Source organism: Oerskovia douganii (genome assembly GCF_015142735.1).
GTDB classification, from domain to species: Bacteria; Actinomycetota; Actinomycetes; order Actinomycetales; family Cellulomonadaceae; genus Oerskovia; species Oerskovia douganii.
The window spans coordinates 103,559-129,754 of the sequence record NZ_JACSPN010000002.1; the positions used below are offsets into that span (position 1 = coordinate 103,559).

At 70.4% G+C, this 26,196-nt stretch carries 18 protein-coding genes and 1 pseudogene; 15 read left to right on the top strand and 4 right to left on the bottom strand.

The features are described from left to right. The first annotated feature begins 303 nt into the window (after positions 1–303). Complete coding sequence (locus H9623_RS02115; RefSeq protein ID WP_193718602.1) at positions 304–1,404, top strand: 3-deoxy-7-phosphoheptulonate synthase; 1,101 nt, start codon at positions 304–306, stop codon at positions 1,402–1,404. A 130-nt stretch (positions 1,405–1,534) separates the two neighbouring features. Here H9623_RS02115 and H9623_RS02120 read toward each other — a convergent pair whose 3' ends face one another. Next, a complete protein-coding gene (locus tag H9623_RS02120) occupies positions 1,535–2,983 on the bottom strand; it encodes a DUF4232 domain-containing protein (RefSeq protein WP_193718448.1) in 1,449 nt (482 codons plus the stop codon). 153 nt (positions 2,984–3,136) lie between these two features. On the opposite strand from H9623_RS02120, the gene sigK reads away from it, so the two are divergent. The 3 genes from sigK to H9623_RS02135 all read left to right on the top strand — a co-directional run bounded on the left by sigK (position 3,137) and on the right by H9623_RS02135 (position 6,242). Continuing rightward, a complete protein-coding gene (sigK, locus tag H9623_RS02125) occupies positions 3,137–3,712 on the top strand; it encodes an ECF RNA polymerase sigma factor SigK (protein WP_193718449.1) in 576 nt (191 codons plus the stop codon). Next, the gene (locus H9623_RS02130) at positions 3,705–4,571 is read left to right on the top strand and encodes an anti-sigma factor (RefSeq protein WP_193718450.1); all 867 of its coding nucleotides are present in this window, start codon (positions 3,705–3,707) and stop codon (positions 4,569–4,571) included. The genes sigK and H9623_RS02130 overlap by 8 nt, the downstream gene beginning before the upstream one ends. Positions 4,572–4,763: 192 nt before the next feature. Beyond that, a complete protein-coding gene (locus H9623_RS02135; RefSeq protein ID WP_193718451.1) occupies positions 4,764–6,242 on the top strand; it encodes a hypothetical protein in 1,479 nt (492 codons plus the stop codon). A gap of 171 nt (positions 6,243–6,413) precedes the next feature. Here H9623_RS02135 and H9623_RS02140 read toward each other — a convergent pair whose 3' ends face one another. Next, a complete protein-coding gene (locus H9623_RS02140) occupies positions 6,414–7,088 on the bottom strand; it encodes a fasciclin domain-containing protein (RefSeq protein WP_193718452.1) in 675 nt (224 codons plus the stop codon). Positions 7,089–7,227: 139 nt separating this feature from the next. On the opposite strand from H9623_RS02140, the gene H9623_RS02145 reads away from it, so the two are divergent. The 7 genes and pseudogenes from H9623_RS02145 to H9623_RS02175 all read left to right on the top strand — a co-directional run bounded on the left by H9623_RS02145 (position 7,228) and on the right by H9623_RS02175 (position 15,789). After that, entirely contained in the window at positions 7,228–9,228 is a 2,001-nt protein-coding gene (locus tag H9623_RS02145) for a cytochrome c biogenesis protein DipZ (protein WP_193718453.1), read from the top strand. Positions 9,229–9,329: 101 nt separating this feature from the next. After that, on the top strand, positions 9,330–10,229 hold the full coding sequence (locus tag H9623_RS02150; RefSeq protein ID WP_193718454.1) for a formate/nitrite transporter family protein: 900 nt from the start codon (positions 9,330–9,332) through the stop codon (positions 10,227–10,229). A gap of 158 nt (positions 10,230–10,387) precedes the next feature. Next, the gene (locus H9623_RS02155; RefSeq protein ID WP_193718455.1) at positions 10,388–11,083 is read left to right on the top strand and encodes a DUF2625 family protein; all 696 of its coding nucleotides are present in this window, start codon (positions 10,388–10,390) and stop codon (positions 11,081–11,083) included. 78 nt (positions 11,084–11,161) lie between these two features. Then, the gene (locus tag H9623_RS02160; protein ID WP_193718456.1) at positions 11,162–11,872 is read left to right on the top strand and encodes a GntR family transcriptional regulator; all 711 of its coding nucleotides are present in this window, start codon (positions 11,162–11,164) and stop codon (positions 11,870–11,872) included. 132 nt (positions 11,873–12,004) lie between these two features. Next, positions 12,005–13,519 (top strand): annotated as a pseudogene (locus tag H9623_RS02165) (MmgE/PrpD family protein); the annotation flags it as partial. Between the two features lie 128 nt (positions 13,520–13,647). Beyond that, a complete protein-coding gene (gene prpB / locus H9623_RS02170; protein ID WP_193718458.1) occupies positions 13,648–14,553 on the top strand; it encodes a methylisocitrate lyase in 906 nt (301 codons plus the stop codon). Positions 14,554–14,601: 48 nt separating this feature from the next. Further along, positions 14,602–15,789 carry a bifunctional 2-methylcitrate synthase/citrate synthase gene (locus tag H9623_RS02175; protein ID WP_193718459.1) on the top strand — a complete coding sequence of 396 codons (1,188 nt, stop codon included), beginning with the start codon at positions 14,602–14,604 and terminating at the stop codon, positions 15,787–15,789. A 292-nt stretch (positions 15,790–16,081) separates the two neighbouring features. Here H9623_RS02175 and H9623_RS02180 read toward each other — a convergent pair whose 3' ends face one another. Both H9623_RS02180 and H9623_RS02185 read right to left on the bottom strand, forming a co-directional pair. Further along, positions 16,082–19,306, bottom strand: coding sequence for a glucodextranase DOMON-like domain-containing protein (locus tag H9623_RS02180; protein WP_193718460.1), 3,225 nt, complete (start codon positions 19,304–19,306; stop codon positions 16,082–16,084). Between the two features lie 262 nt (positions 19,307–19,568). Then, on the bottom strand, positions 19,569–20,720 hold the full coding sequence (locus tag H9623_RS02185; RefSeq protein WP_193718461.1) for an ROK family protein: 1,152 nt from the start codon (positions 20,718–20,720) through the stop codon (positions 19,569–19,571). Positions 20,721–20,957: 237 nt separating this feature from the next. Here H9623_RS02185 and H9623_RS02190 point away from each other — a divergent pair, with 237 nt between their 5' ends. From H9623_RS02190 to H9623_RS02205, 4 genes are all read left to right on the top strand, one after another. Then, positions 20,958–22,244 (top strand): ABC transporter substrate-binding protein, encoded by a 1,287-nt coding sequence (locus H9623_RS02190; protein WP_193718462.1) that lies wholly within the window; start codon positions 20,958–20,960, stop codon positions 22,242–22,244. Positions 22,245–22,320: 76 nt separating this feature from the next. Next, positions 22,321–23,259, top strand: coding sequence for a carbohydrate ABC transporter permease (locus H9623_RS02195; RefSeq protein WP_193718463.1), 939 nt, complete (start codon positions 22,321–22,323; stop codon positions 23,257–23,259). After that, entirely contained in the window at positions 23,256–24,167 is a 912-nt protein-coding gene (locus tag H9623_RS02200; RefSeq protein WP_193718464.1) for a carbohydrate ABC transporter permease, read from the top strand. Before H9623_RS02195 ends, H9623_RS02200 begins: the two co-directional genes overlap by 4 nt. Before the next feature lie 40 nt (positions 24,168–24,207). Then, complete coding sequence (locus tag H9623_RS02205; protein ID WP_193718465.1) at positions 24,208–25,941, top strand: glycoside hydrolase family 13 protein; 1,734 nt, start codon at positions 24,208–24,210, stop codon at positions 25,939–25,941. Positions 25,942–26,196: the final 255 nt, after the last annotated feature.

The following is a 26,196-nucleotide window of genomic DNA, read 5'->3' on the forward strand; positions in this document are numbered from 1 at the left end:
GGTTCGTTGGTATTGGCGCTTTACGCTGGCTCCTGGAGGGGCCGAGCGGGCGTTCGCCTGACCAACCTTCCCCGGAGCCAGCACAGGGCCTTGGACGCAGACCGCGTCCGGGCCCTTCGTCATTCAGACGGGCCGACTCCGGACACAGAGCAGGTCGCGCGGCTCCGTCTGAGTCACCTTCAGATCAGGAGCCCTCGCATGACCGCCACGACCTCGACCGACGTCTCGCACAGCCTGGTCGACGCACGGACCGACGAACGTCACCACGAGACGGTCACCTCGCCCGACGGCGCAGGTGACACCATGGAACGCGTGACCTCCCACCCCGAGTACGAGCTGCAGGCGCCCACGAGCGACCTGCGCATCCGCGCCCTCGACCCCCTGCCTGCCCCTGTCGACATGCTCGCGGAGCTCCCGCTCGGCACGGCGCGCGGTGACCTCGTGACGCAGTCGCGTCGCGAGATCCGCGACGTCCTCGCGGGTGAGGACGACCGTCTGCTCGTCATCGTCGGCCCGTGCTCGGTCCACGACCCGGCGGCCGCGCTCGACTACGCGCACCGTCTCGCGGCCGTGGCCAAGGACCTGTCGGAGGACCTCGCGATCGTCATGCGCGTGTACTTCGAGAAGCCGCGCACGACGGTCGGCTGGAAGGGCCTCATCAACGACCCCGACCTCGACGGCTCGCACGACGTCAACCGCGGCCTGCACCTGGCGCGCGAGGTCCTGCTCGGGGTCCTCGACGCGGGTGTCCCCGCGGCGACCGAGTTCCTCGAGCCCACGAGCCCCCAGTACATCGCGGACGCGGTGTCGTGGGGCGCGATCGGCGCGCGCAACGTCGAGAGCCAGGTGCACCGCCAGCTCGCGTCGGGACTGTCGATGCCGGTCGGGTTCAAGAACGCGACCGACGGCGACATCCAGATCGCGGTCGACGGCTGCATCACCGCGGCGAGCGAGCACACGTTCTTCGGCACGGACGGCGCGGGGCGCGCGGCCGCGGTCGAGACCGCGGGCAACCCGGACTGCCACATCATCCTTCGCGGTGGGCGCAGCGGCCCCAACTACGGGCCCGACGACGTCGCGTCCGCCCTGCGCGTGGCCGCGGCCTCGGGCCTGGGCGGGGCCGTCGAGCACGGTCTGGTCATCGACGCGAGCCACGGCAACTCGGGCAAGGACCACGTGCGTCAGGCAGAGGTCGTGCGCGAGGTCGCGACGCGCATCGCGGAGGGCGAGGCCGGGATCACGGGACTCATGATGGAGAGCTTCATCGTGGCGGGTGCGCAGGCTCCGGCTCCGAGCGGGCTCGTCTACGGTCAGTCCGTGACGGACAAGTGCATCGACTGGGACACCACGGCCGAGCTGCTCGGCGAGCTGGCCGAGTCGGTGCGGGCGCGCCGGGCGCTCTGACTTTCGCGTCCCAGCTCTGCTGCACGTCCTGCCGAGGCCGCTCTCCCCCTGGGGAAGGCGGCCTCGCTGGTCGTGCGGCGGCTCGTCGGCACGGTCGTCGACGGTCCGGGCCGCAGTCGGCGGGCCGGCCTCAGGGAGTGACGGGCCAGGCCGCGGGGACGACCCAGGGCGCCACGGTGACGGTCGCACCCTCGAGGATGTCCGCCCCCGACGAGATCCCGTCGACGCTGCTGACGGGCAGCCGGACGGGCGGGGCGAGGGGGACCGGCGTGACGACCACGTGGGTCGTCACGTCGGGGTCGTTCGTCGTGGACATGGCGCGCCAGGTGAGCTGCGACGTGGCGGTCCCGCCAGGAGCGAGGACGATGCGGGTCGGGTTCTGGTCGGTGCGGTCGGGCTGGAGCAGGACGTTCGGGGCCGTGCCCGAGGCCCGGTCGAACGACAGGCCCGGGCGCCCGTCGAGCGCGCAGGGCCGGTCGGTCACGTTCTCGGCGGTCACGGTCAGGAAGCGCGCGCCGGTCGCGGCGTCGAACCCGGTGATCCCGGCGCGCAGGTCGGGCCCGGTGCAGGGCGCGACGCCGTCTGCTGCGGCCGCGGCGGCGTCGGCCTGGTCCCCGGCGGGGTCCGTGACGACGAGGTCGCGGTTCGCGACGAATCCCGACTCGGACGTCTCGTCCCCGTGGACCGTGAAGGCGACGGGGGAGTCGAGCAGGTCTCCCTGCCCGTAGGTGCGCAACCAGTCCGCGGTGGGGGTCGAGGGGCCCTCGACCAGGATGGTGAGCAGGGGGGACGGGGTCCCCTGGGGCGACCTGATCTCGTGGACGACCTGGTTCGTCTCGGGGCGCTCGGCGGCTGCCACGAGGAGGGCGACGGCCGGGGCGGACGGACGGACGGGCTCGGCGGGTGACGAGTACAGGGTGCCGAAGGTGGAGTCGCCGAGCGAGTTGAGGCCGCGGTCCAGGACGCGCGCGACCTCCGCGAGGCCGGGCAGGGACGCGGGCCCCGCGCCGGTGACCGCGGCGTTGTCGCCGGTGAACCGGACGGAGGCGGCGCCCGCGTCGAGGAAGGTCACCGCGTCCCGCACGGCGCGGTCGGCCGGGCCGGCGTGGGCGACGGTGAGGGTGCCGCCCGTGCCGGGCACGGTGTCGACGACGGTGAGCCGGGGCACCGCGGGCAGCCCGGCGGACAGCAGGAGGACGTACGCGGCGTCGACCGTCGCCTGCGCCTCGTCGGGGGTGCGGTGGCTCTCGAGGTCGACGGTCACCTCGGGGGCGGGCAGCGGGATGCCCTCGACGTACTCGTCGTACACCAGGACCGTCGCGGACTCGACGCCGTCGAGCGCTTCGAGGTCGACCTCGAGGGGGCCCCAGGCCGTGGAGGGCGTGGGCGTCCCGGGGTCGGGGCGAGGAGTCACCCCGGTGTCCTCGGGGGACGTCCCCTCCGCTGCGGGGGGAGTACCGGTGGCGCCCGCCTCGTCGCGCGTCGTCGCCCAGATCGCGAGTCCGACGAGGAGCACGAACAGTGCCCCGACGAGCAGGTACACGTGCTGGGTGCGGGGAGTCGGCGGCGTCTCGGTCACCTCGCGAGGGTAGCGGGTCGGCACGTCGGGGGAACGACCCATCCGGGGGCCCGACCGTGACGAACCACAGGTGCCCCGGTCGTCGCGGGAGCCCACGTGCCGCGGGTGGTCCGCCGGTGCGCCGCGACGTCGAGCCTGGGGCAGACTGGTCGGGTGCCACCCGTGAGGACGAGCGAGCCCGACGCTCTCGATGCCGCGCTCGCCGCGTGCGCCGGGGGCGATCCGGAGGCGTTCGCGCCCGTGTACGACGCGCTGGCGCCTGCCGCTTTCGGCACGGCGCTGAGCGTGCTGCGCGACGACGACCACGCGGCGGAGGTGACCCAGGAGGTGATGGTCGAGGTGTGGCAGACGGCGGTGCGCTTCGACGCCTCCCGGGGGTCGGCGCGCACGTGGGTGGTCACCATGGCCCGACGGCGGGCGGTGGACCGGGTGCGTTCCGAGCAGTCCCGCCGGGTGAGGGACCAGAAGGACGTCGACGGTCGGCTCGCCGGGAGCGGGCACGACGTCGTGGTCGAGGAGGTCGAGCGGCTCCTCGAGTCGGCCGCGGTGCGCCGGTGCCTGGGGAGCCTCACGCAGACCCAGCGCGACGCCGTCGTGCGGGCGTACTTCGGTGGGCTGACGTACCGGGAGGTGGCCGCGGAGCTCGGGGCGGCCGTCCCGACCGTGAAGTCGAGGATCCGTGACGGGCTCCTGCGTCTGCGCGACTGCCTGGGGGTGAGCCGTGGCTGACGACACCGGGCGACCGGGCGTGCCCGACGAGGCCCCTGACGGTGACCGCACGGGCGGGCCGACGGCCGAGGGGCGCGACCTGCTCGCGGCGTACGCGCTCGACGCGGTCGACGACCTGGACCGGCGCGTCGTGGAGCGCCTGCTGGCGGCGGACCCTGAAGCCCGCCGCGAGCTCGACGAGCACCGTGAGGTGGTCGCCGCGTTCACCGTGGACGCTCCGCCCCCTGCCGCCCTGCGTGACCAGGTGCTGGGGAGCATCGCGTCGGTACAGCAGGTGCAGCAGGTGCAGCAGGTGCAGCAGGTCCAGCAGGTCCAGCAGGTGCAGCAGGCACAGCAGGTGCAGCCGGACCAGCACGGGCGCAGGGAGGGAGCCGCGGGCGCGACCGGCACGGCACGACCGGACGGCGCGCGTCGCCCCCGCCGGCGCTGGGTGGTCGCTGCGGTGGCCGCGGCGGCGGTCGTGGCGATCGCCGTCCCGACGACGCTCGCGATCCGGTCGCGCCAGGAGGAGTCCCGGCTCCAGGCGCAGGTCGACGCGGTCGCGTCGATGCTCGCGGACCCGTCCGCGGAGATCGTCCGGGGCGAGATGGTCGGGGGTGGCGACGCGAGCGCGCTGGTCGTCGGGGACCGGGTGCTGTTCTCCGTCACGGGGCTCCCGCAGGCGGGGTCGGCCGAGGACTACCAGCTCTGGCTCGTCGAGGGTGAGGAGATGGTCTCCGCCGGGGTCTTCGACGCGAGCGACGGGTCCGCCGCGCTGCTCGTCGAGGCGGCGGGGAGCGCCGGGGTCGCGGTGACGCTCGAGCCGGCGGGCGGGTCGCCGCAGCCCACGAGCGACCCGCTGGTCGTGCTCGAGACCTGATACTCGATATCGGATAGAAAATGCCCGTGAAAGGGCTCTGAAATACCCTGCCTCGGGTGGTTTCGTGGTCCGATTCCGGGTATATGCCGGGGTTTGTCAAAATCCGGGTATTGGTGATGCAATACGACGCGTTCCCCACTGTGTCGTCGTGCGAAGGCGCTCCGACATCACCCCGGAAGGAATCCACCACCCGTGAAGAAGCTCCTGGCGAGCGGCGCTGCCGCGCTGCTCGTTGCCGGCGGACTGGTCGCCACCGCGGCCCCCGCCTCCGCCCACACCCCCTCCGTCAAGGCCACGTGCACGGGCCTCGAGGTCAACCTGTCGGCCTACGCGCCCCAGGGCAACAAGGTCGTCGTCACGGTCGACGGCGAGGTCGTCAAGGACGAGACGTTCGGCCGCTCGTACACGACCCGCTATGCGTTCCCCGACACGACCGTCGGCCACACGTGGGAGCTCGTCGTCAAGGCCTCCGACGGCAACCGGTACAACTTCAGCGACGACGGCTCGACCGATGCCTGCGCCACCGCGCCGAAGCCCACGCCGAAGCCCGAGCCGAAGCCCGACAGGGAGGTCGGGCTCTACCTGTACGAGAAGACCGACCCCACCAAGCCGGCCGCGTGGGAGAACTCCGGCCCGCAGGAGCTGGTCACCCACCGGCCCGGGACCGAGTGGTACACCGAGCTTCCCTCGGTCCTGCCGCAGGAGGTCTGCGGCGAGGGCTGGGCCGTCCAGCAGGACCGGGTCAGGCAGGACGGGTCGTTCGTGTGGCCCGGGACCATCACCCCGCCGACGTCGGCCCTGGGCGGCGTGCTGGTCGACTCCAAGCACCAGGACCTGACGGACCTGGCCGAGGTGCCCGCGTGCGACGGGGACGACGAGGAGACGGGGGAGCCCAGGAGCGTGACGCCGGTCGTGCCGGTGGCCACCGAGGTCTGCACCGTGCAGGGCCGGACGGTCGACGTGCCGGAGAGCACCGACGAGATCAGCTACGAACGCTCGGGCGACTCGGTCGTCGCGCGTGCTGCGACCGGGACCGTGCTCGCCGCCGTCGAGGGGTACGTCCTCTCGGAGGACCGTGCGTCCGCGACGTTCGCGGTCGACCTGGACCCGGCCGACTGCGCGCTGACGCCCGGTGACATCGGCGCGGTCTGCGAGGCGGACACGCCGTACCTGGGCTACGAGGTCTTCCTGCCCGAGGGCTACCAGGCGGACGGCGACCGCCCGTTGAGCATCACCTTCCTCCACCCCGGCGAGGGCGAGGACTACACGGTCGACGGCCTGCCGCTCGAGGGTGAGCTCCTGTGGCCCGGTGCGTCCGCGGACGAGCCCCGCGCGTGGCCGGGCTGGGAGCTGCAGGCCGACGGCACGTACACCGAGACCGACGGCAACTTCGCGTGGACGCGAGCCGGTGTCGAGGTCCTGTTCGAGGTCAACCCGGGCTACTCGACGACCGTCCGCTACCCGGAGGCGACGTCGTCGTGCGCCGACCCGAAGATCCTGGCGGCGACCGGGCCCCTGGACGGGCCGGCGACGCCTGTGAGCGCGGAGACGCCGAGCGGCCCGTCGCTTGCGGCGACCGGCGCGACCGCCGGGGCCGTCGGCTTCCTGGCGCTGCTGCTGGTCGGTGGCGGTGCGGGCATCGTCTGGGCGCGTCGCCGGGCGAACGCCTGACGTCCGCGAGGACGACGACCCGGTCCTGAGGACCGGGTGCACGAGAGGAGCCGCTCGCTCCGGACAGAGGGTCCGGAGCGAGCGGCTCTCGCGTGCGCCCCGTGAGGACCGGGCCGGTGCCGGCCGACCGCCGCGGCACGGGGACAACCGCGACGGCCGGCGTCCGAGGGGTCACATGGTCGGCATGAGGACCGTGTCGACGAGGTAGACCGTGGCGTTCTGCGTCATGACGCCACCGCAGACCACCGCGGCGTCGTTGACCATGAGGTCGTCGCCCGAGCCCGTGACGGTCACGGTCCCGCCCTCGACGGTCTCGTGCTCGCCGACGACCTGGTCAGGGGTGAGCTGGCCGGGCACCACGTGGTAGGTGAGGATCTGGGTCAGCAGGTCGGCGTCGGTCTTGAGGGTCTCGATGGTCGCCGGGTCGATCTTGGCGAACGCGTCGTCGACGGGCGCGAAGACCGTGAACTCACCGCCGTTGAGGGTGTCGACCAGGTTCACGTCGGGGTTGAGCTCACCGCTCACGGCGGCCGTGAGGGTCGTCAGGAGCGGGTTGTTGGACGCCGCGACCGCGACGGGGTCGGTCGACATCCCGGTCACGGAGCCCGCGCCGTCGGGTACCTGCTCGGCGTAGGCGGCACAGCCCGGGCCGACGAGGTTCGCCGCGGGGTCGACCTCGGGCGTCATGGTGTCCTGCGACATGTCGTCGGACGGCGTCGTCATCTCCGACGCGCTCGACGAGTCGTCCCCGGAGCCGGAGTCGGAGTCGGAGCTGCAGGCCGTCAGGCCCAGGATCGCCAGGGCGGCGATGCCGGCCGCGGCGTACGAACGGGTTCGAACGTTCATCGGTCTCTCCTCGTTGTCGTCGCCCCGTCAGGTGCGGGGCGTCTCGCAGGAGGTTCGGAGCCGCGGGCCGACCGGATGGGTGGGACGTCCGGGGACCCGCACGACCCATCCGCACGGGCGGCCGCGCCGAACCCGGGCCATGGAAACCCTTGTGCTCATCGGCCTGCTCGGTGGCCTCGTCACCGGCATCTCGCCGTGCATCCTGCCGATGCTCCCCGTGATCTTCTTCGCGGGCGGCGTGCAGGGCGCCCGCGGGGTGGGGGCCCCGCCCGCCGGCGTCGTGCCGTCCCCGGGGCCCGACGACGCAGCCCCCGCCGGGGACGCGTCGCCCTCGGCGGGGGACGGGCCGGGCGCGCCGTCGGCCTCGTTGTTCGCCGGTGCTCCCGGCGCGGTCCGGGTCGGGGCGCGCGGCCGGGTCGTCACGGCGGCCCGACCCGTCGACGGCGGTGCCCGACCCCCCGACGGCGAGCGACGCCGTCGGGCGGGCGCGGAGGACGAGGAGCGCAGCGTCCACGCCCGAGGCACCCGCCGCTCGTGGCGCCCCTACCTCGTGATCGCCGGGCTCGTCGTGAGCTTCAGCGTCTTCACGCTGCTCGGCTCGGTGCTCCTCGGTGCGCTCGGGCTGCCGCAGGACCTGCTGCGCTGGGTAGGCCTGACGCTGCTCGCGGTGATCGGCGTGGGGATGATCGTGCCGCGGTTCGAGGAGGTGCTCGAACGGCCGTTCCGGAGGATCGCGGCGCTCGGTTCGCGGCGGGGGGCACGCAGCCAGGACCGAGGGGCCTTCGTGCTCGGCCTGGGCCTCGGCGTCCTGTACGTGCCGTGCGCCGGGCCGGTCCTCGCGGCGATCACGGTCGCGGGCGCGACGGGGAACATCGGGCCGGGGACCGTCGCGCTCACGGTGTCGTTCGCGGTCGGCGCGGCGATCCCGCTCCTGGTCTTCGCGCTCGCGGGGCGTCGTGTCGCCGAGCGCGTCACGGCCTTCCAGCGGCACGCGCGCGGGATCCGCGTGGCGGGCGGCGTGGTCATGATCGCGCTCGCCGTGGGGCTCGCGTTCAACCTGCCCGCGTACCTGCAGCGCGCGCTGCCCGACTACACGGGCAGCCTCCAGGAGCGCGTCGACGCGTCGGGGACGGTGCGCGAGGCGCTCGACCTCGGTGGGATCGTCACGGACGAGAACCGTGAGCTGTCGAACTGCTCGAACGGCGCGCCCGAGCTCGAGGACTGCGGGCCAGCCCCCGCGCTGCGCGGGATCGACACCTGGTTCAACACCCCCGGCGACCAGCCGCTCGCGCTCGACGACCTGCGCGGCAAGGTCGTCCTGGTCGACTTCTGGGCGTACTCCTGCATCAACTGCCAGCGCGCGATCCCGCACGTCGACGCCTGGTACGAGCAGTACAAGGACGTGGGCGAGGGCTTCGAGGTGATCGGGGTGCACACGCCCGAGTTCGCGTTCGAGCGCGAGACGCGCAACGTCGTCGCGGGGGCCGAGGACCTGGGGGTCACGTACCCGGTCGCGCAGGACAACTCCTACGCGACGTGGACCGCGTACCGGAACCGCTACTGGCCTGCGCAGTACCTGATCGACGCCGACGGGACCGTGCGGCACATCCGGTTCGGCGAGGGCGGCTACGAGGACACCGAGGGGCTGATCCGCGAGCTCCTCGCGGACGCGAACCCGGGGGTGAGCCTGCCGGGGGCGACCTCGGTCGAGGACGGGACGCCCGACGGGTCGACGACCCCCGAGACGTACCTCTCGGTCGGCAAGGTCGGCAACTACGCCGGGGAGCCGAGGTACGCGGCGGGCGAGCAGGCGTTCACGCTCACCGGCGACCAGGCCGTCGACACCTTCTCGCTGGGCGGGACGTGGGACGTCGACTTCCAGGGGGCGACCGCGGTGTCCGACGACGCCCGCGTGCGCCTCGCGTACCGCGGCACCGACGTGTTCAGCGTCCTGGGCGGCGAGGGGACGGTGACCGCGACGGTCCGGGACGGGGCGGGGAAGGTGGTCGAACGTCGAGAGATCGACGTCTCGGGGAACCCGACGCTCCACCCCGTGCTGGAGGGGACGGCCCCGAGCGAGGGCACGGTCGAGCTCGACGTGCCCGCCGGGGTGCAGGTCTTCACGTTCACGTTCGGCTAGGCGCGGGCGATCGGGGGCCGGTCGCCCGGTCCGCTGAGACCGCCCGTTCCACCTGCCGACCGCTTCCGCGCGCTTAGATGGAAGAGGTGGACGATCGAGGGGTGCTGAGCCTCACAGAGAACCTGACCGAGCAGTCCCGTGCGGCTCGTACCAAGGTCGACGGCACGCGCCACCCGTGGCGCTACCTCGTGGCGGCGATGCTCGCAGGGGCCTACATCGGGGTCGGTGTGGTCCTCATGGTCGCCACCGCGGGCCCCTTCCTCGCAGCGGGGGCTCCCGCCGAGCGCCTCGTGGCCGGCGGAGTCTTCTCGGTCGCGCTGACCCTCGTGGTCTTCGCCGGGGCAGAGCTCAGCACGTCGGCCATGATGATCCTGACCCAGGGGGCGGTGACCCGGACGATCCCGGTGCGCTCCGCCGTCGGGACGTTGCTGTTCTGCTTCGGCGGGAACCTGCTCGGCTCGATGCTCTTCGGGTGGATGGTCGTGCAGTCCGGCGTCCTGCACACCAACGCCGCCGCGGGCGAGATGATCGCCTCGATGCTCGCGGGCAAGGCCCACGAGACCGGTGGGCAGCTCTTCTTCCGCGGCGTCCTGTGCAACATCCTGGTGTGCGCCGCGATCTGGGCGTGCGGGCGCCTGCGCTCCGAGGCGGGCAAGGCGATCGTCATCTTCTGGGCGATCTTCGCGTTCATCTCCTCGGGGTTCGAGCACGTGGTCGCGAACATGACGACGTTCAGCATCGGCCTGTTCAGCCCCGAGGCCCTCACCACCTGGGGCGAGTTCGGGCGCAACCTGCTGTTCGTCGGGCTGGGCAACCTCGTCGGCGGAGCGGTCGTGGTGGGGCTCGGGTACGCGGTGGTCTCGGGGCGTCCGCGACCCCCGGCCCCCGGGGCGGTGGCCGTCCCCGGCAGTGCCGTGGCCGACGGCGCCGCGGCGGCCGGTACGACAGGTCCGGCCGAGGCGCGGACGGAGGGTGCAGCGGCCCGGGACCTCGCCCGGTAGGTCTCGGCAGACGGACCTCCCGCCGGGTGGTTTACGGCGGAATCCCGGGGTTCGCTCGCCAGGAAAGTCCGGAAAAGATGCGCACAACGGACGGATCAGGTAAGGGATTCTCCGGGCTGTGTCGGAATTCACTGCCCGACGTGGCATGATCCCCGACCATGGGCATCAGGACGGTCTCGGATCTCACGCAGGTCGAGGAACCTGCTTGGCCCACGCTCGCCCGGATGTTCCAGCGCCCGGGCGTCGAGGTCCTGGCGCCGCCCGACTGGGCTCCCGAGGTCCTGTACCGCCTGCAGATCACGACGCGCTCGACGCTGGGCGCGCTCGCGCTGCACACGGGCGGCGTGCTGGTGGACCACGGATGGCTGCGGCTCCTGGGCGGCGGGGCGTACGGGCTGCCGGACCTCGCGACGATCAACGGCCTCGGCGACCCGGCGGACGGGAGCCTCGCACCCGAGCGGCTCGTGGTCGCGTTCGACGTGCTGGGCGGGACGTTCGCGGTCAACGGTGGTGGGCTGCCGGGCCCGTTGGGCGACGTGCACTACTTCGCCCCCGACACGCTCGAGTGGCACTGCCTGGGGTTCGGGCAGGGGGCGTTCACCGAGTGGGCGATCAGCGGAGGCCTGGCCGAGTACGTCGCGGACCTGCGCTGGCCCGGCTGGCAGCGGGACGTCGAGGACCTTCCCCCGGACATGGGACTGAGCGTCTACCCGCCCTTGTGGTCGGGCCAGGGAGCGGGGGCGTGGGTCGAGCGGCGGGCCGTCCAGCTCGAGGGTCTCGCGGTGTGGCACCACGAGCTGGCCGAACGGATGCGTCCCCTGGGCGACGACGAACCGGCGGGCGACGGCTGCTGATCCCCGCCCGGTCGTGACCGGGCGGGCTGTCGAGCAGAGTTGTATACAAGTACGCATACCCTGTGGCACGATGGCCGCATGAGCAGCGCCCCGACGACGTCGTCCCCGCCGCGCGACGAGCCCCTCGTCTCCGTCCGCCGCCAGTCCGGCGCCCGCGCGGTCTACGAGCTCCTGCGGCAGCGCATCATCGACGGGTCGCTCGCGGCCGACGCCCGGCTCACCGAGCCCGTCCTCTCGACCCAGCTCGGCGTCAGCCGGACCCCCGTCCGCGAGGCACTGCGCCTCCTCCAGGCCGAGGCCCTCGTCGTCGAGCAGCCGACCGGGGGAGTGCGCGTCGCCCCCCTCGCGGTCGCCGACCTGCACCGCGTCTACGACGTCCGGGCCCGCCTCGAAGGGCTCCTCGCCCGGGACGCGTGCGAGCGGGCCCGGCCCGCCGACCACGAGCGCCTGGCACGCCTGGTCGACCTCATGGACGCCGTGCGTGACCACGAGGACGAGGTCCTGCGCATCGGCGCGCAGTTCCACGGCGAGATCGCGACCCTGGCCGACAACCGCTGGTGCTCCGAGCTGCTGCGCCAGATCCGCGGGCACGTCGACCGGTACCGCTCCCTCGCCGCGCGTGAGCGCGTCGGGACGACCGACCACGTGGACGAGCACCGAGCGGTCGCCCGCGCGATCGCGAGCGGCGACCCCGACGCGGCCGAGCGGGCCATGCGCGAGCACATCGAACGCAGCGGGGCCATGGCCGCCAAGGCCCTCGGTGAGGCCCCGCCCCCACCGACCGGCTGACGACGCCGCCCGCCTGACCTGGCTCGCAGCGGACCGCACCTTGCCTCGCAGCCCGCGCGACGCCGTCGGGCAGGCCGCTCCTCCCGCGACACCGGCACCCGACGCACGACGAACCGACCACCGGAGGCACCGATGCCCACGACCCACCACCTGCGGACCCACCGGTCCGCGGAGAACCTCGCCCGCACCGACCAGCTCGCGTGGAAGCTCGCCGAGCTCGCGACCGACCCGGTCGAGGTGCCGGACGAGGTCGTCGACATGATCGTCAACCGCGTGATCGACAACGCGGCCGTCGCGGCCGCGAGCCTCACGCGCGCACCCGTCGTCGCGGCCCGCGCGCAGGCCCTCGCGCACCCGTACGAGCCCGGTGCGACCGTCTTCGGGTCCCCGCTCGCGACCCGCACGAGCCCCGAGTGGGCCGCCTGGGCCAACGGCGTCGCGGTCCGCGAGCTCGACTACCACGACACGTTCCTCGCGGCCGAGTACTCGCACCCGGGGGACAACATCCCGCCGATCCTCGCCGTCGCGCAGCACGCAGGCTGCGACGGCGCGGCGCTCGTGCGCGGCATCGCGACGGGCTACGAGATCCAGGTGGACCTGGTGCGGGCCGTCAGCCTGCACGCGCACAAGATCGACCACGTCGCGCACCTGGGCCCGTCGGCGGCGGCCGGGATCGGGACCCTGCTCGGGCTCGACACCACCACGATCTTCCAGGCGATCGGTCAGGCGCTGCACACCACGACCGCGACGCGGCAGTCCCGCAAGGGGCAGATCTCGACGTGGAAGGCGTACGCCCCGGCCCTCGCGGGCAAGGTCGCGGTCGAGGCCGTGGACCGCGCGATGCGCGGGCAGACCTCGCCCGAGCCGATCTACGAGGGCGAGGACGGCGTGATCGCGTGGCTGCTCGACGGCCCCGAGGGACGCTACGACGTCGTGCTCCCGTCGCCCGGTGAGCCCAAGACCGCGATCCTCGACACGTACACCAAGGAGCACTCGGCGGAGTACCAGTCGCAGGCGCTCATCGACCTGGCGCGCGCGCTGCACGCCGAGCACCCGTGGCTGGCCGACCCCGACAACGTCGCCACCATCACGATCCACACGAGCCACCACACGCACCACGTGATCGGCTCGGGCGCGAACGACCCGCAGAAGTACGACCCGACGGCCTCGCGCGAGACGCTCGACCACTCCATCCCGTACATCTTCGCGGTCGCGCTCCAGGACGGCGGGTGGCACCACGTCGACTCCTACACGCCCGAGCGTGCCGGTCGCACCGACACGGTCGCGCTGTGGGGCAAGGTCACGACGGCCGAGGACCCCGAGTGGACGCGCCGCTACCACTCGGTCGACCCCGCGGAGAAGGCGTTCGGCGGTCGCGTCGAGATCGAGCTCGCCGACGGTGGGCGCATCGTCCGCGAGATCGCGGTCGCCGACGCGCACCCGCTCGGTGCCCGGCCGTTCGCCCGCGCGCAGTACGTCGCCAAGTTCCGGCTCCTCGCGGACGGCGTGCTCGAGCCCGCCGAGATCGAGCGCTTCCTCGACCTCGCGCAGCGTCTCCCGTCGCTCACCCCCGCCGAGGTGCGCGAGCTCTCGATCGTCGCGCGGCCGGGTCTGCTCGACACGGTCCCGGTGCCCACGGGCATCTTCGAGCTCGGCCGCCCGTCCCGGGACGCCGGGGGACCCGGCGAGACCGGACCCGGCGAGGGCGCCGCGGGCTGGACCATGCGCGAGGCTGCCGACGACCCCACCCGCTCGACCACCGCAGGAGGCAGCTGATGCTCTACTCGCACGTGACGCCGTCGGACAAGCGGGCCGCTCTGCGTGCCCGGCTCGCGGCCGGTGAGCTGCTCCAGCTCCCCGGCGCGTTCAACCCGCTCTCCGCGCGACTCATCGAGGACAAGGGCTTCGACGGCGTGTACGTCTCGGGGGCCGTGATCTCCGCGGACCTCGGGCTGCCGGACATCGGCCTCACGACCCTCACCGAGGTCGCGACCCGAGCGGGGCAGATCGCGCGCATGACGGACCTGCCCGCGATCGTCGACGCCGACACCGGCTTCGGGGAACCCATGAACGTCGCGCGCACCGTCCAGACGCTCGAGGACGCGGGCGTCGCGGGCTGCCACATCGAGGACCAGGTCAACCCCAAGCGGTGCGGCCACCTCGACGGCAAGGCGACCGTCGACCTCGAGACCGCGACCAAGCGCATCCGTGCCGCGGTCGACGCCCGCCGCGACCCGAACTTCCTCGTCATGGCGCGCACCGACGTCCGGGCGAGCGTCGAAGGCCCCACCGGGCTGAGGGTCGCGATCGACCGGGCCAAGGCGCTCGTCGACGCCGGGGCCGACGCGATCTTCCCCGAGGCCATGCGAGACCTCGCCGAGTTCGAGGCCGTGGCCTCCGCGGTCGACGTGCCCGTGCTCGCCAACATGACCGAGTTCGGCAAGTCCGAGCTGTTCACGCGGGACCAGCTCGCGGCCGTCGGCGTGCAGATCGTCATCTATCCCGTGACGCTCCTGCGTAGCGCGATGGGGGCCGCGGAGCGCACCCTGGACATGATCAGGGAGACCGGGACGCAGGACGGGGCGGTCGGCGAGATGCAGACGCGCGCGCGGCTCTACGAGCTCGTGGACTACGCGGGCTACAACCACTTCGACACCGAGATCTTCACGTACCGGCCGTAGGCGCTCAGGTACTGCCCGCAGGACCCCGCATCACGAAGGAGTGAGCACATGACCACCAGCACCCCCAGCGTCGGGAGCGCGCCGACCGCCTCGGGCCCGGGTCTCGCGGCGGCGACCCCGGTTCCCGAGATCCACAAGGGCCTCGCGGGCGTCGTCGTCGACACGACGTCGGTCTCCAAGGTCAACCCCGACACGAACTCGCTGCTGTACCGCGGCTACCCCGTGCAGGAGCTCGCCGCGACCAGGAGCTTCGAGGAGGTCGCCTACCTCCTGTGGCACGGCGACCTGCCCACCGCCGCGCAGCTCGCCGAGCAGACCGCGACCGAGCGGGCCCACCGCGCGCTGCCCGGTGCCGTCCGCAACGCGATCCTCGAGCTCCCCACCACGTGCCACCCCATGGACGTGTGCCGCACCGCGGTCTCGGTCATCGGTGCGCACGACCCCACGGCCGAGGACTCGTCCGCCGAGGCCGAGCACGCCAAGGCCCTGCGCCTGTGGGCCATGCTGCCCGCGGTCGTCGCGCTCGACCAGCGCCGTCGACGCGGCCAGCAGATCGTCGACCCCGACGAGGACCTGGGCTACGCCGAGAACTTCCTCCACATGGCCTTCGGCGAGGTGCCCGACGAGTGCGTCGTGCGGGCCTTCGAGGTCTCGATGATCCTGTACGCCGAGCACTCGTTCAACGCCTCGACGTTCACGGCCCGCGTCATCACCTCGACCCTCTCCGACCTGCACTCGGCCGTCACGGGCGCGATCGGCGCCCTCAAGGGAGCCCTGCACGGCGGCGCGAACGAGGCCGTCATGGCGACGTTCGCCGAGATCGGGACCGCTGACCACGCCGCCGCCTGGCTCGACCAGGCCCTGGCCGACAAGCGCAAGATCATGGGGTTCGGGCACCGCGTCTACAAGAGCGGCGACTCGCGCGTCCCGACCATGAAGACCACGCTCGACGACCTCGTCGCGCACCTCGCGACCACGGAGGCGGTCGCGCTCGACGAGCTGTACGACGCGCTCGAGGCCGCGATGACCGAGCGCAAGGGCATCCTGCCCAACCTCGACTACCCGACCGGCCCCGCCTACCACCTCATGGGCTTCGACACCCCGACGTTCACCCCGCTGTTCGTCGCGGCACGCGTCGTGGGATGGACCGCGCACGTCGTCGAGCAGCGCGCCGCGAACGCTCTCATCCGGCCGCTGAGCCAGTACGTGGGACAGGCGCAGCGCGCGGTGCCGTGAGGGCCCGCCTTGCTGCCGGGGGCTCGTCGATGGACGCCCCCGGTCGGCGAGCTAGGCGCGACCACCCCCGGCGGGTGCGTGAGTGCCGGCCGCCCTGGCTGTTGGGGTGAGTCTCTGGTCGTCGTCGGCCGTGTGGTGCCCGTGTGCCCCACGAGGAGGCGCGTCACCACGTGCCGGAGCGTCCCCCACCGGAAACGGTGGAGGACGCTCTGGTGTCCGCCGCTTTCTTCCCACGACCCGCTGCGGGTACAGGGAGGTCCTCGGTGGAAGGTCGTGCGATGCCTGACGGCGATCAGCAGTGGTGCGCGGAGTAGGGGGAGTGCGACACGACCGTGGTCGGGTCGTCACCGGTGGTGGTGGTCGTGACGGTGACGATGCCCGCGTTCACCGAGGTGGAGCGTGTCGCGAAGGACTGGTAGGGGGTCGCGCCGGGCGGCACGTCCAGGAACGTCTTGCTGCCGTAGGGGGTGCTCAGCGTGATGGTGAGCGGCGTGTCGCTGGTGTTCTCGGCGCGGACCGCGACGAATGCCCTGCCGGCGATGCAGCGGATGCTCGGAGTGATCTTGATCGGGAGCGTCGTCGTGGAGTCGAGCGTGACGTAGGGGACCACGACCGAGCCTGTGGTCCAGTTCATCACGTGGGCCTGGCTGGTTGCTCCGGAGATGATGTCGTAGGCGTTGCTGTCGGAGGAGTCGGTGTCTCGTTCCGGGTTCGTGTCCGTCCAGTCACCTGCGCCCCCACCACCCCTGTAGGGCCCGACGAACGCGGGGCATCCGCTGCCCTGCCAACATTCTGCGCTGTAGATCGGGCGCACGTTGCCGATACCTTCGCCATCTTCGGCGGCGCTGAACATCGAGACCTGGTAGCCCGCGGTGCGCAGGTCGAGTCCGGTGAGCGCGCTTGCTGGTACTGAACTGACGATCGTGCCGTTCGGGATGACGGTCAGCTGGACGTCGGCAGTCTTGGTGAGGTCGGCGTCGTAGAGTCCGCCGCCGAACCGAGAGGTGTCGTTGCGGCCGTCTGCCACGAGGGCGTACTGCCAGGGGCCGTCGGCGGAGGTGTTGGTTCCGGGTAGGAGTGGCGCCGGTGTGCTCGAGGACCGGTCGCTGAGGTAGATGTTCACCCGCTGGGTACTCATGCCGCGGCCGCCCCAGGGGTTGCGGATCTCTCCGGCGGTGGAGACCGCGAACCGGATGGTGTCGCCGTCCTCGAACACGTCGAGTCCGGTCAGGTCGAGGCTGCCAGGGTTGAACGCAGCGTCTGAGGGGTAGAGGTAGGTTCCGGGGCCGTCGTCGTCGCCGCTCGGGTCCGTGAGTGAGCCGAGCTTGGTCCCGAACGCGAGCACGTTGAAGCGCTGAGCGTTGATCACGCCGTTGTCGCCCACTGCGGTCACGCGGACGCGGTTGGAGATCTCTTCGAGGGTGACCGTCGTGGAGAACTGCCCGTCAGAGATCTTGGCAGGGGTGTCGATGCCGTTGACCGTGATGGTGACGCTCTTGGCATCTGTTGTTCCGGAGATCGGAAGCGTCCGAGAGGTGGAGGTCTGACCGTCCTGGAGGCCGTTGACGTTCAGTATCGGGGCAGGGCCTGTGGCCTGGTCGTCGCTGGTGGCGTTCCAGCTGTCCCAGGTGTCGGCGTCGAAGTTCAGCCGGCCGAGCTCGCCGGAGGACCAGTTGTCGCCCGCCTTGAGAATCGGGACGGTGCCGACGGTGTAGTCGTGCAGCAGGAGGCCGTTCCCGTCGACGACCTCGTTGCCGAGAGTCACCTTGGTGCCCGTGGAGTCGGCGTGCCGCGTGAGAAGGCTGACCTGCGCGCTTGCGTCGAGCTTGTTCCATTCGTCGATGTGCAGCCCGTCGATCTCCACGTTCTGCGTGTTCGAGAGCGCGAAGGCGCGCACTGCGCAGTTCGTCATCCCCTCGACCCGGGTGTCGACGAACCGCATGTTCTTCACCGCCGTCGTGGTGTCAGCGCGGTCGGTGGCGCCCATGTCTTCCCAGTGGGAGGAGGAGTTGAAGATGCAGGTGTTGTACTTCACGTCCTTCCAGTACATCCGGTTGTGGATGATGTCGGTGTTGGTGACGGTGACGTTCTCGATGTCGCGGGGAGTCCAGCCCCACTGGACGACGGGGCCGTTCTCGTTCTTCCAGATGACGGTGTTCTCGATCGCGACGTCTGAGTGGTACATCTTCAGCACGTCGTCGTTGGCGTGGAAGAACGTGTTCTTCATGCGTCCGCCGTCGTAGAGCTCGATCCCGTCGGTCTGCCAGTACCAGGATCCGACCTGCTTGTAGTTGTCCACGTTCATCTGGAAGTTCTCGACGCCCACCTCCGTCTCGCCCTCGTGGGCGTAGACGACGAACGAGTGGTACGGCGGCTGGTTGATGGTGACGCCCTGCAGGTCCAGGGTCTGCTGCTCGGTGGAGGACTCGAACTGGAGCATCTTGACGCAGGTGACGTGGCAGTTGTCGTTGACGTTGTGCTGATATCCGCTCGAGGTGTCGGCCTCGTAGACGTACTGCTCGCCGGAGAGGACTCCGAGCCCGGTGACCTTGAACTGGGACTGCGTCTCGTGCGGGAACCGGAATGCGCCCTTCACGTACGCGCCGGGTGCCAGGTAGACCCACCTGACGTTCTCCGGCAGGACTGCGTGGTAGGTCGAGCCCATGGAGTAGGTGCCCGGGCCGAAGTACACGATCTCCTCTGTGATGGTGTCCAGGTCGTCCACCGTGCCCGGCTGGGGGCGGTGGACGGAGCCGGACGCCTCTGTGGGGACTGTGCGCTCTTCCTCGGCCGGGGAGAGCTTGGGGTTGGCGAAGACGAGCATCGAGTTCTGGGGCTCGGTGCTGATCGCGCGGTTGCCGTCCGGATCGGTCGTGAGAACACCGCTGGCGCCAGACATGTCGTTGTACGCCGTGATCAGCTGCGGGTCGAACTCGACGGAGAACCGGTAGCCGTCTTCGCTGAAGGGGACCTTGACGCGGATCGTGGAGGCGTCGACGAGCTCCTTCTCGAGCCCGAGATCGGTCGGTCGAACGGTGACCTGGTCGGCCGACGTGATCGTCTGCCCTGTCCTGAGGGTGACTTCGACCCACACGTCAGTGGAGTACTCGAAGCTCGACCAGCTCATGGTCAGGTCTGCCGCAGAGGAGAACTCGGCACCGTCCTCCTCGGTGTAGCCGATCTTGTCGTTGCCGCTGCGAGGGACGCTCATGTACACGAACGAGTCGTACGAGGAGTCCGGGTCTGACGACGCAGTCACCCTCGCGTCGTAGAACGCCGACTGGCGGACCTGGCCGTCATCGATCGGGTCTGTCGTAGGGGCGGCGTCGTCGTGCCACCAGGTACGCAGCTCGGCGGAGTCTGCGATGTGCGGCTCGCCTGCCGCGACCGGGGTGGGGTCTGGTGTGGTCGGTCGGGGGATCGCTGCCGAGGGTGGGGCGAGCAGCAGGCCGGCGAGCAGAGCGACGGCAGCTGCGGACGCCGTCGCCGTGACTCGCGGTCTTGGGGCAGGATGCATGGTGGTTCCGTTCTCTGGTGGGTCGGGTGAGGCGTTCGGTCGTGCTCGTGCTCCCGACGGAGCCGTATGCCCGCTGTGCGGGCGGCCGGTGGCGTGGGCACGGCAATGCCCGCGCCACCGATGGTCACCGGGCGGTGGTCAGGTGCCGGTGGTGTCGTGGTCGGGTCTCATGTGCTCCTCCTTGAGCGGGTCATCGACGGTGATGAGGGTGTGAGGGACCGCCGCGCGTCCCTCGAGGAGAGCGCGGGTCGGGGTCATCGGGTCAGAAGCGGGGCAGTTCGGACAGGACGGCGCGTTGAATGGCGACGGCAGCGGCGCCTCGCGCCCACAACGTCGGGTCGTCGTCGAGGATCCGTAGGTCCAGGGGTGAGGCCTCGGGCTGACGTGCCTGGGTGATGCCGGCCAGGAGGCTCTGTTCGCTCACCCGTGCCAGCCGGATACCTTCTCCCGTCAGGATGATGCGCTCGGGCTGGGCGATGTTCGCCACGGCGGCTATCAGGGTGCCGAACGCGTGCGCCGCGCCCCCGACGATCCGTTCAGCGGTGGGATCGCCTGCAGCGGCGAGGTCGAGCACCTCGTCGTAGGCGACAGGGCGTCCCAGGAGCATGGAGACCTGGGAGTGGATGGCGTCGGTCGTCAGGAGTGCGTCCGCGCAGCCGCGGTGCCCTTCGCCGCATACAGGACCCAGCGGGTCGAGCGGGAAGTGGCCGAGCAGGCCGAGTCCTGAGTCCGGTCCGGTCACGAGGCGGTCGTGGATGACCAGGCCGCCGCCGACTCCCGCACCGATGGTCAGGGCGGCGAAGTTGTGTACGTCGCGTCCGTCGCCGAACCAGTGCTCGGCCTCCATCAGTGCGTCGAGGTCGTTGGAGACGGCCACGGGCAGGTGCGTGCGTTCCGAGAGCGCCCTGCCGAGATCGATGTCACGCCAGTGGAGGAACGGGGCCCGCCGCACGAGCGTGAAGTCTCGCACGACCCCGCCCAGTCCGACCCCCACGGCGGAGGGGGCGTGCTCGGCAGACAGGTCGACGACGACATCTGTCAGGACCTGTGCAACGTCTGCCGGCACCTGCGAGGTGATCTCTCGTGTGCAGGTCGCGAGGATGTTCGCCCGCAGGTCGGTCAGGACACCGTATGCGCGAAAGCCGGTGAGCTTGATGCCGACGAACTGTTGGCGACTCGGGTCGACGTCGAGCGGTTGGAGCGGTCGTCCGCTGCTCCGCGCGGTGGTCTCGGGGACCTCACGAAGCACGCCGCTGTCGACCAGCGGCTTGGTGATGCGGGTCAGGCTCGCGGTGGACAGGTCGAGCCGTCGAGCGAGTTCGGTGCGTGCCAGAGGCCCATGGACGAGCACTTCGAGCGCCACGCGGCGCGAACTGGGGGACAACGGCGTCCAGGGTGATGCGGAGTCGAGCACCAGCGCTCCTCACTGAGTCGGATACTGGAGATAGTACCGCCACGAAACTTGAAGGCAACCCCCGCTGCGTGACGGAACTGTGATCTTCCGCGACTTGACGCCAGGTTGACCCCTGGTAGTTAATGTTGCCACGAAGAAAACCTTCGTCACGGATCGAGGGCGATCCTGGGCAGCGTCGGTGACGCCTGCTAGGCCCGAGAACTGGACGACGACGTAGTCGACTCAGGAGGAAGTGGAATGCGGAAGCACATGGCGGTGCTGGCGGCTGGTTCGCTCGTTCTCGCGTTGGGCCTTGCTGGCTGCGCGAGCGAGGGAGGGAGCGGCGAGGCCGAGAACGGCAAGACGCTCAAGGTGTGGTGGTGGGAGAACGACGACAGCGCCTTGGCCCAGTCCTGGAACAAGGCGATCGACATCTTCGAGGAGGAGCACCCGGGGGTCGAGGTCCAGTTCGAGCTCAAGACGTACGAGCAGATGCAGCAGTCCGGACAGCTCATCCTGGACTCGAACGACGCCCCGGACGTGCTCGAGTACCTCAAGGGGAACGCCACTGCTGGTGTGGTCTCCAAGGCAGGGCTGCTCACCGACCTGACCGATGTTGCCGCCGAGCGCGGCTGGGCGGTCGACAACACCGCACAGGATGTGGGCCTGTACGAGAACGGGACGATGGGTTCTGGTCAGCGGTACGGAGTCACGAACTACGGCGAGTACGTCGGGATGTGGTTCAACCAGGACATGCTCGCCGCGCAGGGCGCACAGGTCCCCGAGACCCTCGATGAGCTCGAGGCAGTGATGCAGAAGTTCGTCGACGCCGGTATCACCCCGCTGGCGCTCGGCTCTGCCGACTACCCAGGCCCGCACCTCCTCTACGCGCTCGCCCTTGCGCACATGGATGCCGACTCGCTCGCCGCCTACCAGAAGTTCGATGGCGAGCCGGACTGGGCCGCGTGGCAGAAGGCCGCGACCACCTTCGCTGACTGGGTCGACAAGGGCTATATCAGCACCGACTCGACCGGCATCCCCGCGCAGGACTCGGGCAATGCCTTCGCTGCAGGCAAGTACCCGCTCTTCTACTCCGGCACCTGGTGGGCGGGCCCCTTCGCGAGCGACATCGCCGACTTCGAGTGGGACCAGTTCCTGTTTCCAGGCAACGACCTGCACCCGGGATCGGGCGGCAACTTGTGGGTCGTGCCGTCCAAGGCGAAGAACAAGGAACTCGCGTACGACTTCATCGAGATCACCCAGCGCCCCGAGGTGCAGAACGAGCTCGGGAATCTCGGTGGGGTTCCGGTCGCCGCCGAAGACGGCGGGGTGAGCGAGCCGGTCGGCGCGGTCGTCACCGCACGTTTCAACGAGCTGCTCTCGGGAGACGGCGGGACCCTCGCCTGGTACCCGGACTGGCCCGTCCCGGGACTCAACGACGTGTTCATCGCTCAGACATCGGACCTGGTCCAGGGCAACGTCGAACCTGCGCAGGTGGCATCGAACATCCAGGCCGCCTACGACGCCGGCAAGCCCCAGGGCTGATCCGGTCCGCACTCCGTGCGGCGGCGCGGGCTCAGCCCGCGCCCCCCCCCCCCGCCGCGTCACGAAGGACTCGCACATGACCTCACAGACCGGCACGCCCACGCGTCGCCGCCGCGTCGTCTCAGAATCACCCGCCGGGTACTGGTGGTACATCGTCCCGGGAGCGATCGGCTTCCTCGCGGTGGTCCTGATCCCCTTCGGGATGAACGCCTACTACAGCCTGACCACCTGGAGCGGGGTCGGTGACCCGCAGTTCGTCGGGTTCGACAACTACACCCAGCTCATGGCGGACGCGACGTTCTGGACATCGTTCCGCAACAGCGTCTTCTTCATCTTCGCCATGGCGGTGATTCCCACTGCCATCGGTGTGGTCGTCGCCGCCGTCCTGTTCGACTTCATCGCGCCGCGGTTCGGTGCACGCACCTCAAGCCTGCTTCGCGCCCTGTTCTACCTGCCGCAGATCTTGCCGATCGCAGTGGCTGGCGTCCTGTGGAAGTGGATGTACCAGCCCGAGTACGGGGTCATCAACACGATGCTCAGCGCGGTCGGTCTCGACGGGTTGCGCCAGAACTGGCTCGGGGACTCCGACCTGGCGATCTACTCGGTGATGAACGTGCTGATCTGGCTGCAGATCGGCTACACCGTCGTGCTGTTCATGGCGGGGCTCTCACGCGTGGACCCCGCTCTGCACGAGGCCGCCGAGCTGGACGGTGCAGGTTGGTGGCAGCGGTTCCGCATGATCACTCTCGTCCAGCTGCGCCCCGAGATCTCCGTCGTGCTCATCACGACGTCGGTCGCGGCGCTGAAGGTCTTCGCCCCGATCTATGTCCTGACCAAGGGCGGCCCAGGGACGAGCACGATCGTGCCGGCCTACTTCTCCTTCACCAACTTCTTCACCACCACCCGAGTCGGGTACGGCGCCGCGGTAGCCACCGTCCTGGCACTGCTCGTGACGATCATCGCGGTCGCCCTGCTGCGCTACCAGACACGTACAACGGAAGGGTTCGACGAATGAGCGTCAACCTCGCGCCCGACACGGTCGCATCTGGACCTGCGGACCTCGGTCCGGCGCCGCTCCGCACACGCGGTGGTGCACGCAGCCGACGCCGAGTTAGTGGCTGGGTCGTCCTCGTCGTCGTCGCGGTGATCGCCGTGCTCATGGTCTTCCCGTTCTGGATCGCGCTGATCAACGGGTTCAAGCCCTCCGACCAGTACCTCGCAGGTGGACCGGTGTCGATCCCGACCGAGCTCGACTTCTCGTCGCTCGTCGACTTCTGGCACCAGGTCGACTTCAACCGCAAGCTGCTCAACAGCGTGGTGATCGCCGGCAGCGTGGCGCTCATCGCCGCAGCCCTGTCGATGTTGAGCTCGTTCGCCATCGGGATCGGCCGGATCAAGGGTCGCGTCTGGCTCCTGGCGGTGTTCATGGTCGCCTTCACGATCCCGCAGGAAGCGCTCGTCTACCCCCTGTTCGTCCTGACCCGAGACCTCGGGCTCTACGACACGCTCCTGGGCGTCATCATCATCCTCGCCGTCCTTCAGAGCGCTTTCGGGACGTACATGCTCTCCTCGGTGCTGGGCGCATTCCCCAAGGAAGTCCTCGAAGCCGCGAGACTCGACGGGGCCAGCAGGCGCCAGGTCCTGGGGCGGATCGTCTTTCCCCTCACGCGCCCGATGCTCTCGGTGCTGGTCACCTTCTTCTTCATCTGGACCTGGAACGACTTCTTCCTGCCACTCATCCTCCTGCCTTCCGCGAAGAACCAGACGGTGTCCGTCTCGCTCGGAGCTCTCTCGGGTCAATACACCTCCGACCCGACGTCCCTCGCAGCCGCATCACTGGCAGGCATCCTGCCGGCCCTCGTCTTCTTCCTGATCTTCCAGCGCACCCTGATGCGCGGCGTCAATCTCGGCGCCGTCAAGTAGCCCCCTGCCTGGACCGCTCGCCGTACCCGAAGGAACCATCATGACGCTCACCCACACAGTCCCCGCCCCCTCAAGCACAACCTCCTCGTGGTGGAAGAGCGCTGTCGTCTACCAGGTCTACCCCCGCTCCTTCGCCGATTCCGACGGAGACGGCATCGGTGACCTGCGAGGCATCCGCGCACGCCTGGATCATCTTCAGCGCCTGGGGATCGACGTTCTGTGGCTGTCTCCGATCTATCGTTCTCCCCAGGCCGACAACGGCTACGACATCAGTGACTACCAGGACATCGACCCGACCTTCGGCACGCTGAAGGACTTCGATGACCTGCTCGCCGACGTCCACGAGCGCGGCATGAAGCTCGTCATGGACCTGGTCGTCAACCACACCAGCGACGAGCACCCGTGGTTCGTCGAGTCACGCTCGAGCACGGACAACCCCAAGCGCGACTGGTACTGGTGGCGCCCCGCCCGCGACGGCTTCGCACCGGGCGCCCCCGGCGCAGAACCGACGAACTGGGAGTCGTTCTTCTCCGGCCCCACGTGGACCCTCGACGAAGAAACCGGTGAGTACTACCTGCACCTGTTCGACCCCAAGCAGCCCGACCTCAACTGGGAGAACCCCGAGGTGCGCCAGGCCGTCTTCGCCATGATGCGCTGGTGGCTCGACCGTGGCGTCGACGGCTTCCGCATGGACGTCATCAACCTCATCTCCAAGAACACGAACCTCCCCGACGGTCCCGTGGGGAACGCAGGCCTCGGCGACGGATTTGCGCACTACGCCAACGGACCCCGCGTCCACGAGTTCATGCAGGAGATGCGCCGCGAAGTCTTCGCCGACCGACCCGGCGACTACCTGACAGTCGGAGAGATGCCCGGGGTCACCTGGCAAGACGCAGTGCTGTTCACGGACCCGAGCCGTGGCGAGCTCGACATGGTCTTCCAGTTCGAGCACGTCAACCTCGACCACGGACCGGGCGGTAAGTTCGACCCCCGACCGCTCCAGGTCTCCGACCTCAAGGCATCGCTCGGGCGCTGGCAGCGGGAACTGGGGCCGACCGGCTGGAACAGCCTCTACCTCGGCAACCACGACCAACCGCGCAGCGTCTCCAGGTTCGGTGACGACCGTGCGCACTGGCGAGAGTCAGCCACCGCACTCGCCACCGTGCTGCACCTTCACCGAGGGACGCCATACATCTACCAGGGCGAAGAGATCGGCATGACCAACGCACCGTTCGCCTCCGTGGAAGACCTGCGCGACATCGAGTCGCTCAACCACTACCGCGAAGCCGTTGTCACCCAGGACGCCGAGCACGTCATGACCGCCATCCGGCACATCGGACGCGACAACGCTCGCACACCAGTGCAGTGGGACGACGGCCCTCAGGCAGGCTTTACCGCCGGGTCCCCTTGGATCGGCGTCAACCCGAACCATGCCTGGCTCAACGCGACAGCCCAGTACGACGACCCCCGGTCGATCTACTGCTACTACCAGCACCTCATCGGGCTCCGGCACAACCTCCCCGTCGTCGCGCACGGCGACTTCACCATGCTCCTGGACGACCACCCCGCGGTCTACGCCTACGAGCGACACCACGACGAGACCACGCTCCTCGTCATGGCCAACCTCGCGAGCGAACACGCCGACATCGAACTGGACGTCACGTCGGCCGAGCTGCTCCTCAGCAACACCGAGACCGGCACACCACCCAAGGAGGGGCGCCTCTCGCTCGCCCCTTGGGAAGCCAGGATCTACCTCTCGACATCGCTGCGGTGACACTGAACCCGACCGCCTCCAGAGGTCGCACCCGACGAGCCTCGAAGGGATAGATCACCCGACGGGATCCCTGATCGCGCCTCACGACACCCGCGCGCGATCAGGGATCGACGGTGCCTTCCCGGTCGCCACCACGGTGTGCGCGAAAGGTGGGTGCTGAGCCCGGCATGTCCACCCCCGCAGGCGGCACGTCGAGGGCGGTGGCAGAGGAGGTCGCCAGGTACCCCAGGCGCTGGCGCGCCAAGTGGGACCTCG